The organism is Halomonas sp. 111, assembly GCF_052379685.1.
GTDB classification, from domain to species: Bacteria; Pseudomonadota; Gammaproteobacteria; order Pseudomonadales; family Halomonadaceae; genus Vreelandella; species Vreelandella citrativorans.
Genome location: NZ_JBQSYV010000007.1, coordinates 56,884 through 70,402, shown reverse-complemented (window position 1 = coordinate 70,402; position 13,519 = coordinate 56,884). Strand labels below are relative to the sequence as shown.

Annotated in this window: 12 protein-coding genes; 7 read left to right on the top strand and 5 right to left on the bottom strand. The window is 57.2% G+C overall.

Going from position 1 to position 13,519, the window contains the following annotated elements:
• Positions 1 to 57 precede the first annotated feature (57 nt).
• Positions 58 to 1,323 carry a beta-ketoacyl-ACP synthase II gene (gene fabF / locus ACT3T7_RS07045; RefSeq protein ID WP_444630475.1) on the bottom strand — a complete coding sequence of 422 codons (1,266 nt, stop codon included), beginning with the start codon at positions 1,321 to 1,323 and terminating at the stop codon, positions 58 to 60.
• A 128-nt stretch (positions 1,324 to 1,451) separates the two neighbouring features.
• Between fabF and ACT3T7_RS07040 the strand changes: the two genes are divergently transcribed.
• Positions 1,452 to 2,102, top strand: a complete 651-nt coding sequence (locus ACT3T7_RS07040; RefSeq protein ID WP_444621613.1) for a TetR/AcrR family transcriptional regulator — start codon at positions 1,452 to 1,454, stop codon at positions 2,100 to 2,102.
• Here the strand turns inward: ACT3T7_RS07040 and ACT3T7_RS07035 are convergent.
• On the bottom strand, positions 2,099 to 3,022 hold the full coding sequence (locus ACT3T7_RS07035) for a LysR substrate-binding domain-containing protein (RefSeq protein ID WP_444630474.1): 924 nt from the start codon (positions 3,020 to 3,022) through the stop codon (positions 2,099 to 2,101). The two genes, ACT3T7_RS07040 and ACT3T7_RS07035, sit on opposite strands and share 4 nt — an antisense overlap.
• Positions 3,023 to 3,153: 131 nt before the next feature.
• On the opposite strand from ACT3T7_RS07035, the gene ACT3T7_RS07030 reads away from it, so the two are divergent.
• The 6 genes from ACT3T7_RS07030 to ACT3T7_RS07005 all read left to right on the top strand — a co-directional run bounded on the left by ACT3T7_RS07030 (position 3,154) and on the right by ACT3T7_RS07005 (position 11,077).
• Entirely contained in the window at positions 3,154 to 3,426 is a 273-nt protein-coding gene (locus ACT3T7_RS07030; RefSeq protein WP_172117817.1) for a DUF2798 domain-containing protein, read from the top strand.
• 233 nt (positions 3,427 to 3,659) lie between these two features.
• Positions 3,660 to 5,240 (top strand): Re/Si-specific NAD(P)(+) transhydrogenase subunit alpha, encoded by a 1,581-nt coding sequence (locus tag ACT3T7_RS07025; RefSeq protein ID WP_444630473.1) that lies wholly within the window; start codon positions 3,660 to 3,662, stop codon positions 5,238 to 5,240.
• Positions 5,241 to 5,256: 16 nt separating this feature from the next.
• Complete coding sequence (locus ACT3T7_RS07020; protein ID WP_444630472.1) at positions 5,257 to 6,699, top strand: NAD(P)(+) transhydrogenase (Re/Si-specific) subunit beta; 1,443 nt, start codon at positions 5,257 to 5,259, stop codon at positions 6,697 to 6,699.
• Positions 6,700 to 6,998: 299 nt separating this feature from the next.
• Positions 6,999 to 9,149, top strand: a complete 2,151-nt coding sequence (gene katG, locus ACT3T7_RS07015; protein WP_444630471.1) for a catalase/peroxidase HPI — start codon at positions 6,999 to 7,001, stop codon at positions 9,147 to 9,149.
• 250 nt (positions 9,150 to 9,399) lie between these two features.
• The gene (locus ACT3T7_RS07010; RefSeq protein WP_192528407.1) at positions 9,400 to 9,588 is read left to right on the top strand and encodes a hypothetical protein; all 189 of its coding nucleotides are present in this window, start codon (positions 9,400 to 9,402) and stop codon (positions 9,586 to 9,588) included.
• A complete protein-coding gene (locus ACT3T7_RS07005) occupies positions 9,581 to 11,077 on the top strand; it encodes a sodium:solute symporter family protein (RefSeq protein WP_444630470.1) in 1,497 nt (498 codons plus the stop codon). The genes ACT3T7_RS07010 and ACT3T7_RS07005 overlap by 8 nt, the downstream gene beginning before the upstream one ends.
• A gap of 29 nt (positions 11,078 to 11,106) precedes the next feature.
• On the opposite strand, the gene ACT3T7_RS07000 is transcribed toward ACT3T7_RS07005, so the two are convergent.
• Genes ACT3T7_RS07000 through ACT3T7_RS06990 form a run of 3 tightly spaced genes read right to left on the bottom strand, consistent with a single transcriptional unit; the run spans position 11,107 to position 13,495 of the window.
• Positions 11,107 to 12,036, bottom strand: a complete 930-nt coding sequence (locus ACT3T7_RS07000) for a biotin-dependent carboxyltransferase family protein (RefSeq protein ID WP_444630469.1) — start codon at positions 12,034 to 12,036, stop codon at positions 11,107 to 11,109.
• Positions 12,033 to 12,737: a 5-oxoprolinase subunit PxpB gene (pxpB, locus tag ACT3T7_RS06995; protein ID WP_444630468.1), complete on the bottom strand. Its 705-nt coding sequence runs from the start codon at positions 12,735 to 12,737 to the stop codon at positions 12,033 to 12,035. The genes ACT3T7_RS07000 and pxpB overlap by 4 nt, the downstream gene beginning before the upstream one ends.
• Positions 12,734 to 13,495 carry a 5-oxoprolinase subunit PxpA gene (locus ACT3T7_RS06990; RefSeq protein WP_444630467.1) on the bottom strand — a complete coding sequence of 254 codons (762 nt, stop codon included), beginning with the start codon at positions 13,493 to 13,495 and terminating at the stop codon, positions 12,734 to 12,736. The genes pxpB and ACT3T7_RS06990 overlap by 4 nt, the downstream gene beginning before the upstream one ends.
• Between the last annotated feature and the right edge of the window lie 24 nt (positions 13,496 to 13,519).

The window sequence follows — 13,519 nt, the reverse complement described above, 5'->3', positions numbered from 1 at the left end:
CGCTAAAAGCAGGCCAAGAGGATACGCGAACGGCGGTAAAAAACCGATGGCCAAGCGCTACATCTGGCTGATAATCAGCGCCGCGTTGACGCCACCAAACCCAAACCCGTTGCACAGCACGTGTTGAGTGGGCTGGGTGCGCGTTGTTAGCGGGATAAAGTCCAGATCCTGCATATCTTCATCGCAGTGCGTCAGGTTAAGCGTGGGCGGCAGTTGGCCCGTCGTGGCAGAAAGCGCTGAAAAGATGCTCTCAACACCGCCCGCAGCCCCCAATAAATGGCCCGTTGCCGATTTGGTGGAAGAGATCGGAATGTGTGGCAGAGTGCTACCAAACACGCGCCGTAAGGCGGCAATTTCTGCCCGGTCGCCCACTGGGGTTGAGGTGGCGTGGGCATTGATATAGCCAATCTCATCCGCGTTAAGCCCCGCCATTTTCAGCGCCGAATGAATAGCGGCGGCAGCACCGTTACCATCCTCTGGCCCGGCAGTAATATGGTAGGCATCAGCACTGGTACCGTAGCCGCTAATGACGGCCAGCGGCGTGGCGCCGCGCGCTTGTGCATGTTCAAGTGTTTCAATCACCAGCAGGCCCGCGCCTTCGCCCATCACAAAACCGTTGCGGGTGCTGTCGAAGGGACGCGATGCACTTTCAGGCTGCTCATGCTCGGTGGAAAGCGCTTTGAGCGCGTTGAAGCTCGCTAATGATAGTGGATCAATACACGCCTCGGCGCCGCCCACTAACGCCACGTCGGCTTCACCGCTACGGATTAGACGCATGCCGTCGCCAATCGCTTGCAGGCCCGCCGCACACGCCGTCACCGGGCAGCCCAAAGGCCCTTGAAAGCCATAGCGAATCGACAGATTGCCCGCCGCCATATTGGCCAGAAACGCGGGTACGGTAAACGGCGACACCCGACGGTAACCTTTCTGTTGTAGCGTTTGCTGGGCCTCGGTAATCGTTGGGAACCCGCCAATGCCGGAACCGATAATGGTCGCCGTGGCGCGGCGTTGTGCTTCGTCCGTTGGCTGCCAGCCAGCCTGCTCAAGCGCCTCTTTTGCCGCTGCCATGGCGTAAAGGCTGAACAGGTCCAACTTGCGGCGCTCTTTGGCATCCGCGATATCATCCAGACAAAGCCCCGCCTGCGGGTCATCAGTTGAGTGGGCAACCGCACTGGCAATTTTGATAGGCGTTTGAGCGGTATCAAAGCGGGTAATCTGGCGGATCCCTGAACGGCTTTGCAGCAGAGCGTCCCAACTTGTCTTGACGTTACATCCCAGCGGGCTGACCATGCCCATGCCGGTGATAACAATAGGTGAGTGCATAGCGGCTCCTCAATGCTTTAAATACGGCTACGCTAGCAGTACGCATTATATGATCAAGATAATATTTAGCAGGATTATTTAGCCAAACAATTTAGCCGAACGATTTAGCAGTACATAACGAGGTCAACATGCCTTATCCCAAAAGCCATAAGGCGAAAACCCGAGAGCGTATCCTGGCGTCAGCCACTGAACTGTTCAGCCGATACGGCTTTAATAAAGTCTCCATCGGTCAGGTCATGAAGCTGGCCAGAATGACCCACGGGGCTTTTTATTCCCACTTCGCCTCCAAAGAGGCGTTGTATGATGCCTCGGTGCGTAAAACGCTGGATGGCAGCCGGGCGGCACGCTTGGTAAAAGGGCCGCTCTCCTTGCAGCATCTAACGGAGCTGGTCTCTAACTACTGGAATCTCCAGGAGCTTGAGCGTAAGCAACAGCCAGGGCCGGAAGCGGTGCTGTTTAATGAAATAGGCAGCGAGAAAGCCGAGATTCGTACCATGTTTGAGGCGTCTTACCTGCGGATGAAAAAGATGCTTGAAATGCGCTTGCTTGCCCTGAGTAAGCTAAAAAAACTCCCCTTTGCCCACGACCGCGAAGTGATTGCCGATAAGTCGCGGGTTATTCTGGCCGCGCTGGTGGGGGCCGTGGCCATTGCCAAAAGCCTACCCGGTGAGGAAGAGCGTCAGCATGTGTTATTGGCGACCCAGCGCCAGATTTTGTTAATGCTGGGGGTGAGCGAAACGGAAGCAGAAGGGATGCTGCAACGCGTTATGTCGGCCTAGGCCCGCCAGTGGGCAGGGAGAGTCTCGGTGAGAAACTGCTGAAACACCAGGACCTTGGGCGTTAATTCACGGCGGTGCCGGACACAAAGATAAAACTCCAGTGGGTCAACCTCCAGGGGCTCATCAGTCGCAAATGGCGGCGTAAACAGTGCGACAAGCTTGCCCTGCGCAATTAACGGTTCTGCAATAAACGCCGCTAACCGTGTGATGCCACCACCTTCAATGGCCATCTGGGCCAGCGCATCAATGTCGTCGCTGATCATACGAGCCTTCACCGGTACATCGAAACGTATGCCGTTGCGTACCGCGCCCCAGCCGAGATAGCGGCCATCTAGAGGGAACCGAAATACCAGGCAGTCATGCTCCTTAAGCTGCTCCAGAGTGTGCGGGTATCCGGCCTGCTCAAGATAACGAGGTGCTGCGCAGAAGATGGACGGCACCCGCGCAATAGGACGCGCCACCAACCCCTCTTCCAGCGCATGACGAATGCGAATGCTGGCGTCAACCGATTCGGTGATATGGTCCACGTGGCGGTCGGCAATGCTGAGCTCGACCGTGATGTCGGGATAACGGCGATTAAAGGCCGGGATCATGGGGGCCAATAGGTGCCGGGCAAAGGCACCGGTTGAAGCGATGTGCAAACGCCCTCTGGGTGCGTCATGCAGCGCGCTGACGGCCTGACCGGCAAGCTCCAATTCCTGTACCAGTTCACGCACTTTTGCGTAATAGGTGGCGCCGCTTTCCGTCGGCGCCAAACGGCGCGTAGTACGGGTGAGCAAGCGCACCCCCAAGTGGGTTTCCAATCGGCTGATGTTTTGGCTGGCGGCTGCCGCGCTAATACCCAAACGGCGCGCGCCGCCCGCAATGCTGCCGGCTTCAACTGCTTTCACAAAACTCTCAATACCGCGTAACGCAACCATAAGTCATACCTTAATCTTTAGCGTCATTCGTAATATTAACTTACGGCTGTGCTTATCGTGAACCTGCTTCTGAATTGGTTCAAGTCACTGTAGAGTGCGCAAACACGTTTGATAGATAAGGTAATTCACCCATGACAACCCGCCGCTACCCAGAACAGCGCCTGCTTGCAGCGCGCAAGCTGCACCCACGTTTTACGCCGGTCATATTTGCATTATACATGTCGACGATTATGGCGTTCTTAATGACCCTGATTATTACCGCCGTTAATGCGGGAGTGAGTGATCACTATTTCAGCCAGGTATGGCACGCCTATCGGGTAGCCATGCCCAGCGCCTTTGTGTGCATTTTGGTAGTACGGCCACTGGTCGCCCGTCTTGTACAGCTTACGATCAGGTCGCATTGAGGTAATTATGCCGCTTGATTTTTGCGCATACTGCTCCTGCCGGTGACGATGTTTGGAAAAGCTCATGTCATGCATCAAAGGTTGAATGGCTTTATTAAAACGCAACATGAGAGCCTGTAACGTTTTATAAAGATGTGGTGGTCGAAACCAACTGCCGTCAAGCGGGCTGTACTTGGCATCAAAACAAACCATGACAGCTTATTGTCGGCTTTCAAACCGTAGGGAGTACCCGTGTGAGAATAGGCGCACCTAAGGAAACGAGTCGGGGAGAAGCACGTGTGGCGCTTACCCCTGAAAGCGCAAAGCAGATCCAAAAGCTGGGCCACGAGTGTCTGATTGAAACAGGCGCTGGTCTTGCGGCGGGCTTTAATGACAACGCTTATCGTGATGCGGGCGTTACCGTAGTGGATAGTGCTGACGCTCTTTGGCAGGGCGCTGAGGTGGTCATTAAAGTCCGCGAGCCTTCTGATGAAGAGGCGGAACGACTACGAGAAGGACAAACGCTGATTGCGTTTTTCTGGCCTGCTCAAAACGAAGCGCTGCTTGAGAAGTGCCGTGCCCAAGGCGCCACCGTGATCGCCATGGACATGGTGCCGCGCATTTCCCGTGCCCAGAAGATGGACGCGCTCTCCTCCATGGCCAATATTGCGGGCTACCGCGCGGTGATTGAGGCAGGCAATAATTTTGGCCGCTTCTTTACCGGGCAGGTAACCGCTGCGGGCAAAGTGCCTCCGGCTAAGGTGCTGGTAATTGGCGCAGGCGTTGCCGGGCTTGCGGCCATTGGTACCGCCACCAGCCTGGGTGCTGTGGTGCGTGCCTTTGATGTGCGTCCAGAAGTCTCCGAGCAGATCAAGTCGATGGGAGCTGAGTTCCTGTTCCTGGATTTTGCAGACAGCGAAGATAGTCAGGATGGCTCGGCAAGCGGCGGTTATGCTTCGCCCTCAAGCCCCGAGTTTCGCGAAAAGCAGCTTGCGTGCTTCCGCGAGCAGGCGCCTGATGTGGACATCGTTATTACCACTGCGCTGATCCCCGGGCGCCCGGCGCCCAAGCTGTGGCTTGAAGATATGGTCGCGGCCATGAAGCCCGGCTCGGTGATTGTCGATCTTGCGGCTGAAAAAGGCGGCAACTGCGATTTAACCCAGCCCGATGAGCGTATCGTCTCCGATAATGGCGTGATTGTGGTCGGCTATACCGACTTCCCCTCACGCATGGCGACCCAGTCGTCCTTGCTGTATGCCACTAATATTCGCCATATGCTGACCGATTTAACGCCTGAGAAAGATGGCGTGATCAATCACAATATGGATGATGACGTGATTCGTGGCGCGACGGTGACTTACCAGAACGAAGTGACCTTTCCGCCGCCCCCGCCCAAAGTAAAAGCGATTGCTGCGGCCAAACCGAAGAAGAAAGAAAAAGAGCCGACGCCTGAAGAGAAAAAAGCCACAGAAGCGGCGGCGTTTAAGGCCCAGACCAAACGCCAGGTCGGCATATTGGCGATCGGTGGTGCGCTGATGCTGTTGCTCGGCCAGGTCGCGCCTGCGTCTTTTATGCAGCACTTTATTGTCTTCGTGTTGGCGTGCTTTATCGGCTTCCAGGTGATATGGAAAGTTAGCCACTCGCTGCATACGCCGCTGATGGCGGTGACCAATGCGATCTCCGGCATCATTATTTTGGGGGCGATTTTGCAGATTGGCTCAGGCAGCGCGGTGGTTAGCGTGCTGGCGGCTATTTCGGTACTCATCGCAACGATCAATATTGTGGGTGGCTTCCTGGTGACACGCCGGATGCTGGCCATGTTCCAAAAATCCTGAGCGGCGGAGAGACGATATGTTAGGTCAAGGATTCGTATCTGCCGCGGCGATTGCGGCAAGCGTACTGTTTATTTTATCGCTGGGTGGGCTTAGTAATCAGGAAAAAGCCAAGCGCGCTGTGTGGTACGGCATTGTAGGGATGGCCGTTGCGGTGTTTTTCACCGCCTTTGGGCCGGGCATTGGCGGCTACTGGTGGTTGATCCCGATGATGATTATCGGCGCAGGCATCGGTACCTATATGGCGGGTAAGGTCGAAATGACCGAAATGCCCCAGCTGGTGGCCGCCCTGCACAGCTTTGTGGGTTTGGCGGCCGTGTTTGTGGCATGGAGTGCGGACCTGGAGCGCCGCCGAGTGCTGGCTGCCCGTGCGGCTGATGGTGTCATGCAAGAGTTTTCGGCGTTTGCCGCGCTGGTGGCTACCAAGGCCCCCGATGAGCTAACGTTTTTGCAGATTGAGGTCGTGCTGGGCATCTTTATCGGTGCGATCACCTTTACAGGCTCCGTGATCGCCTTTGGCAAGCTGGCGGGCAAGGTGGATGGCAAACCGCGTCAACTGCCTGGCGGGCATCTGTTGAATGCTGGGGCGGCAGTGCTTTCACTGCTGTTGGCGGTGCTTTATCTCAACGGTGCAGGCTTCTGGACGCTGATTTTGCTGGCCGCACTGGCTTTCTTCATCGGCTATCACCTGATCATGGGGATTGGCGGTGCGGACATGCCGGTGGTGGTGTCGATGCTCAACAGCTATTCCGGCTGGGCGGCGGCGGCTATCGGTTTCACGCTCTCTAATGATCTTTTGATCGTGACCGGCGCGCTGGTGGGCTCCTCCGGGGCGATTCTCTCTTACATCATGTGTAAAGCGATGAACCGCAACTTCGTTAACGTGATTCTAGGCGGCTTTGGCGGAAGTACTGGGCCAGCGGCAGAGATCGAAGGCGAACAGGTGGCGATTGATGCTGGCGGCGTGGCCAGTGCCCTTAACGATGCCGATAGCGTGGTGATTGTGCCGGGTTACGGTATGGCTGTCGCGCAAGCTCAAGGTGCGGTCAGCGACCTGGTGCGCAAGCTGCGCGCGGCAGGTAAGAACGTACGCTTTGGCATTCACCCGGTGGCGGGCCGTTTGCCTGGGCACATGAATGTGTTGCTGGCCGAGGCCAAGGTGCCTTACGACATTGTATTGGAGATGGATGAAATCAATGACGATTTCGCCAGCACCGATGTGGTGATCGTGATTGGCTCCAACGATATCGTCAATCCGGCCGCTGAAGAAGATCCGAACAGCCCCATTGCCGGTATGCCGGTCTTGAAGGTCTGGGAGGCCAAGCAGGTGTTTATCTCCAAGCGTGGCCAGGGCACCGGCTACTCGGGCATCGAAAACCCGTTGTTCTTCAAGGAGAACAGCCGGATGTTCTACGGCGATGCCCGCGATAGCCTGACCGCATTGCTACCGCTGGTCGATTAACGCTCCACAACGCAGTGTAAGCCAATGAACAGGGCGCCCAAGGGCGCCCTGTTCGCGTTTAATCGGCACGTCTCGCTCACTGTCATGGTTACCGGGAAAGGGCCTTGTTGCTTGTGGATTAAAAATTACTATCACGTTGTTTGCTAAATGCAAGTTGTAGCTATAGCTAATGTGCTTTAAAACAGCCTCATGTCAATGAGTCACCCGCTCGCGCGTTTTGGAAGCGTTATGCCGAGAGACGTCATTGGGTGTTCCTCTGGTTACGCCAGGGGGTAAGAGCAATAAGGGGAGATGAACGCATGAGTGGTAAATGCCCGGTAATGCACGGCGGTAACACAGCCGCCAGCAAGTCCAACACTGACTGGTGGCCTAACGCCCTGAACCTGGACATCCTGCACCAGCACGATACAAAAACGAACCCGCTGGGTGAAGGTTTTAACTATCGCGAAGCGCTGGAAACGTTGGATGTAGAGGCACTGAAAGCGGACCTTCGCGAACTGATTACCCAGAGCCAGGAGTGGTGGCCAGCGGACTGGGGCAGCTACGTAGGCATGTTTGCCCGGGTGGCCTGGCATGCAGCAGGTTCTTATCGCCTGGCGGATGGCCGTGGCGGCGGCGGTACCGGCAACCAGCGTTTTGCACCACTGAACTCCTGGCCGGATAACGCCAATACCGATAAAGGCCGCCGCCTGCTGTGGCCGATCAAGAAGAAGTACGGCAACAAGATTTCCTGGGCCGATTTGATGATTCTCTCCGGCACCATGGCCTATGAAGTCGCGGGTTTGAAAACCTTCGGCTTCGCGTTTGGTCGTGAGGATATCTGGCATCCGGAAAAGGACACCTACTGGGGCGCTGAAAAAGAGTGGCTGGCACCGTCCGACGGCCGCTATGGCGACGTGGCAAAGCCCGACACCATGCATAACCCGCTGGCCGCCGTGCAGATGGGCCTGATCTACGTGAACCCGGAAGGTGTGAACGGCCAGCCTGACCCATTCAAGACGGCCGCCCAGGTGCGTGAAACCTTCAAACGCATGGCGATGAATGATGAAGAGACAGTGGCCCTGACGGCGGGTGGCCACACTATCGGCAAGTGCCATGGTAACGGCACGCCCAGCGATCTAAGCCCGGAGCCCGAAGCGGCTGGCCCCGAGCTTCAGGGCCTTGGCTGGATGAAAACCAAGGGTCGTGGGATTGGCCGTGACACCCTGGTAAGCGGTATTGAGGGCGCCTGGACCAAGAACCCGACGCAGTGGGACATGGGCTACTTCGAGATGCTGTTTGGTCACGAATGGGAGTTGAAGAAATCCCCCGCCGGGGCTTGGCAGTGGGAGCCTGTCGACATTAAGGAAGAGGACATGCCGGTAGACGTGGAAGATCCTTCCATCCGCTGCATGCCGATCATGACCGATGCCGATATGGCCATGAAGGTCGACCCAATTTACAACGCGATCTGCCAGCGCTTCATGGCGGACCCGGCGTACTTTGATGATGTCTTCGCCCGCGCCTGGTTCAAGCTGACCCACCGCGATATGGGTCCGAAAGTGCGCTACGCAGGCCCAGATGTGCCTCAAGAAGACCTGATCTGGCAAGACCCGGTGCCCGCAGGGCCGGCCGATTACGACGTTGACGCCTTGAAAGCGCGTATCGCCGCTAGTGGTTTGAGTATCAGCGACATGGTTAACACCGCCTGGGACAGCGCACGCACTTATCGTGGCTCTGACATGCGCGGTGGCGCCAACGGCGCACGCATTCGCCTGGCGCCCCAGAATCAATGGGAAGGTAATGAGCCCGAGCGCTTGGCCCGCGTGCTGGCAGTGCTTGAACCTATCGCCCAGGAAAGCGGCGCAAGCCTTGCCGATACCATCGTGCTGGCGGGTAACGTAGGTATCGAACAGGCAATAAAAGCCGCTGGCTTACGTGCCACGGTGCCCTTTGCCCCCGGCCGTGGTGATGCAACGGATGAAATGACCGATGCCGAGTCGTTTGAGGCGCTTGAGCCTTTGGCGGATGGCTTCCGCAACTGGCAGAAAGACGCCTACGTGGTCAGCCCCGAAGAGATGCTGTTGGACCGCACTCAGTTGCTCGGCCTAACGGCTGCTGAAATGACCGTACTGATCGGCGGCATGCGCGTATTAGGCACCAACCACGCAGGCACCCAGCATGGCGTGTTCACCGAGCGCGAAGGCGCATTGACCAACGACTTCTTCGTGAACCTGGTGGATATGGCTAATACCTGGCATCCGGCGGGCGACCATTATGAGATTCGTGATCGTCAAACGGGTCAGGTGAAGTGGACAGCCAGCCGTGTTGATCTGGTGTTCGGCTCCAACTCGATTCTGCGTGCCTATGCCGAAATCTACGCCCAGGATGACCACGTCGAGAAGTTTGCCAGCGACTTTATTGCCGCCTGGACAAAAGTAATGAACGCTGATCGGTTTGATTTAGCGTAACGCCACGCGCCCCATAAGGGACGCGTGAGCAGTCATTGTTATTGGTGTACCCCCTCTTGCCCGCATCGAAAGATGCGGGCTTTTTTTATTGCCTGAGAAAGCATGAGTTATGCAATTAGTCTTCAGGAGACGTACACAAGATGCAGGCAAATCGCTACTCTGACAGACCCGGGCAGTACGTTGGTGTGGTTTATAAACCATAGTGGCGCTGCATACGCCTTCTCCCAGCTCTGACAACCCAAGGTGAACCGTGAAACGAGGCAAGTGGATAGTGGCCGTTTGGCTAGTGGTACTGCTCAGCTGCGTAGTGCCCTACACCCTTCTGACAAATACCGCGGCCTGGTATGGCAGCTTTCTTTTCTGGGCGTGTGCTGGGCTCGTGGTGATTGCCCTCAACATCTTTATTACCCAGGATTTTAAGGAACACGATCGTGACTGAGGCGATGATCTGGGGGGCCATTGCCCTTTATCTACTGGTAGCGGTCGGGATTGCGGTTCTCTCGCGGCAGGGGGCTGCGAACAGTATGTCGGGCTATTTTCTGGGTAACCGGCAGATGAATGGGTTTGTCTCGGCGCTAAGCTACAGCGCAACCACTTATAGCGCCTTTATGATGGTGGGGCTGGCGGGGCTAACCTACGCCGGTGGCGTCGGTGCACTGGGCTTTGAAATTATCTATTTTGCGGGTGTTTCTCTGGTGGCTGTTTTCGGTCCGCGTTTCTGGGCTGTCGGCAAAAAATTTGGCTTTGTTACTCCCAGCGAAATGCTGGGGTATCGTTATCACAGTAAGCCGGTCGCCATGGCCGTTGCTATCACCAGCTGTATCTTTCTGATCCCTTACTCTGCTGTGCAACTGGCCGGCGTGGGCTATCTGCTGGAAGGTATGACGGATGGCGCCATCACGTTTACCACCGGGGTGGTCATGGCGACGTTAATCGCCGTTTTCTTTTCCTATATTGCCGGTATTCGTTCGGTGATGTGGACCGACTCGTTACAGGCGCTGATGATGATTGTTGCCTCAACGCTGGTCGCATTGCTGGTGATCCAGGGGCTGGGCGGTTTCAGCGGCCTGTTTGGCACGCTTGAGGCGGAGCATCCTGCGGCCCTCACCGTTCCTGGCACGGGGCTTTTTGGCCTGGTGACCTTTTTGGGGCTGAGTATTCCCTGGTTCTTTTTTAGCCTTTCCAACCCGCAGGTCAGCCAGCGCCTGTTTATGCCTGCGTCGTTGCGCGCCATGCGCCAAATGCTGATTGGCTTTTTGGTGTTTGGCTTTATCTATACGCTGGTGTCCGTGCTGTGGGGATTCTCGGCACTGGCAGCGTTTCCCGATCTTGCGCGGGCTGATCTCGCTACACCCACACTGCTGGCTTCTGACTTTGTCCCCCCCGTGTTGGGAGTGATCGTGATGGTGGGCATTATGGCGGCAGCGGTCTCAACGATTGATTCCATCATGTTAACCCTGGCCGCCATGTTTTCTCGGGATGTTTACGCCAACGCCAAACCCGGCGTAAATGAAAAGCGCCAACTGCTGGTGGGTAAGATCGTTGTGCCGGTTATTGCCCTGCTGGCGCTTGGGTTTGCTGAGCTGCAGCTGGATTTAATTGCGGTACTCTCCGTGGCAGCTTCGTCAGGGTTGGTCGCTATGGTGCCCGCGATTATCGGCGCTTTTTACTGGAAGCGAGGCACCGCGGCGGGGGCGTTGGCAAGTATCGTGGGGACCAGCGTTTTTGTGCTGTTAATGTACGCCACGGGTAATTCGCTGCTGGGGTTGCCGGCCGGTATTTGGGGCATCGTGGTCGCGGCAGCGCTTTTTGTGGGCGTAAGCTTCATCACCACCCCTCATGCCGCCTCAAGGGATGCTTTTTTGGCGGCAATCACAGAAGTGCTGGAGCGCAATAAGCGTGTGAAGGTTGACGCATCCTCGGCGTAAAAGTATCTGCCCAGGTATAAGCCCGGTGATTAACGCCATTCTGCCAACTGCTGGCGATGGCTCACCTGAGCCTGGGTAGCGCTAACCGGCTGTAGCCACACCTCGGTGCCGGGCAGGCACTGGGAGAGCAGGGCACAGGCGCTGGGGGTAATCGCGCCCATGCGTGGGTAGCCACCAATGGTCTGGCGATCATTCATCAAAATGATCGGCTGGCCATCGGGCGGTACCTGTACAGCTCCCAGTGGGATGCCTTCTGAGATCACGCCGCTTACTTTACTTTCAAGCGCTTGCCCAGTAAGTCGAATGCCCATCCGGTCAGCGCGCTGATCAACGTGCCATGGTTGATTAAATAATTGATAGAGGCTGCGGCCCGCAAAGAGGGCCGCCTGGGCACCTAGTACCATTGGCAGCCAACAGCGACCGTTGGGAATCGGCAACTGAGCGCTTGCTGGAAGTCGGCGTGGCGTCACGGACGCGCCCTGCCAATACAAGCGGTCATTGAGCTGTAAGGGTCTGCCATCCTCATAAAGCCCGCCCAGCTGCTCTCGGGCCGTGCAGGCGCGGCTACCCAATACGACTGGCGCCTCAAGCCCACCGGGGAAGGCGAGGTAGGCACGCAGCCCGGCACGTGGCTGGCGAAACGTGAGTGCTTGCCCAGGGCGTAGAGTGAAGGGCGCGTTAACTGCCAGCGGCTTATCATCAATACGCGCGTCAAGGTCGGCACCGGCCAACGCCAGGCACACGCTTGCGTCGGTTTCCAATGTCAGGTTGCCGCCCATCACAATCTCTAGCGCGGCGCTCTCAAGCGGATTGCCCAGCAGCCAGTTGGCCCAGCGAAAGGAGATCCAGTCGGCGGCGCCGCTTTGGGTAACGCCCAGGTGGCCGACGCCGAAGCGCCCGTTATCCTGAATAAGCGCAAGGGGGCCTGCCTGCTTTACGGTGATGCTAGCTTGGCTCATACGCGCTCCTCCAGCGGGGTTGTATCACCACCGGCAGCTTCAAATTCGGCTTGAGAGATGGCCTTGAAGCGTACCTTATCGCCGGGTAGCAACAGCGGTTCGCCGCGTTTTGCGTACTCAAAAAGCGGCATCGCCGTGCGGCCAAGAATATTCCAACCACCAGGCGAAAGCAGAGGGTAAATAGCCGTTTGGCGCTCGGCGATGCCTACGCTTCCGGCCGCCACCCGGCGTCGCGGGGTTTTCAGGCGAGGAGTGGCCAGGTCTTCATCCACCAGCCCCATAAAGCCGTAACCCGGCGCAAAACCAAGCGCAAAAACGCAGTAGTCGTGACCGCAGTGGCGCGCAATCAACTGCTCAATACTTACCCCGGCGCCTTGGGCCACTGCCGGTAGTTCAGGCCCCACGCTTGCGTCGTACCACACCGGGATCTCATGCAGCTGGCCCTGCTGTGTATCGGCAGGCTGAAGGCCCTTTAGGGCTTCACGGATTCGCGACGTTGCTTCAACGAAGGTCATGCGTTGGCAGTCGTAGTGAATGAGCAGGGTCGTATAAGAAGGAATAAGATCGATCAGCGCATCGTTAAAGGCGTGGCGCAGGGCAGTGTCCGCGGCCATGATCCAGCCCATATTGCGCTCATCAATCTCATCAAAAAGACGCACCGTGAGGGCGTCCATGGCAGCGGTTTCAAGACGCAGTTTCACGCGATCTCCAACACCTTGAAAGCTTCACGGATTGCACGCACGGCAGCAATCGACTCGGCGTTATCACCATGAACACAGAGCGTGTCGCAGGGAAGTCGCAGCGATGAGCCGTCGCGGGCGGTCAGGGCGTCGCCCTTAGCAAGCGCTATGGCCTGGGCCACGATGGTCGATTGGTCGTGGTGAACGGCACCCGCCAAGCGACGCGATGCCAGGTGGCCGTTGGGCTCATAAGCGCGGTCGGCAAAGGCCTCAAACCAGAGCGTGATGCCCATTTTAGCAGCCAGTTCGCGATGCGGCTCGGTATTGGCGGTGGCCATTACCATCAGCGGAAGGCTTGCATCGAATGCTCGCACGGCACGCATCGCGCCTTCCAGCAGCTCAAGGTTGGCAGCCATATCGTTATACATGGCGCCGTGCGGCTTGATATAGCTAAGTTCGGCACCTTCCGCGCGGCAAATACCGGCAAGCGCGCCCGCCTGATAAAGAATCATATCTTCGACTTCAGCCGCCGAGCAGGCCAGGGAGCGCCGCCCAAAGCCGATTAAATCCGGATAGCCTGGGTGAGCGCCGATCTGTACCCCATGCTGAACAGCCAGTGCCACGGTACGACGCATGACGTGAGGATCGGAGGCGTGGTAGCCACAGGCGATATTGGCGCAGTCAACAAAAGGCATGACCTCAGCGTCCAGCCCAAGCGTCCAGTTACCGAAGCTTTCACCCATGTCGCAGTTGAGCGCGGGGAGCTTTTTATCGGTCATTATTGACTCTCCTGGTGAGCGGTC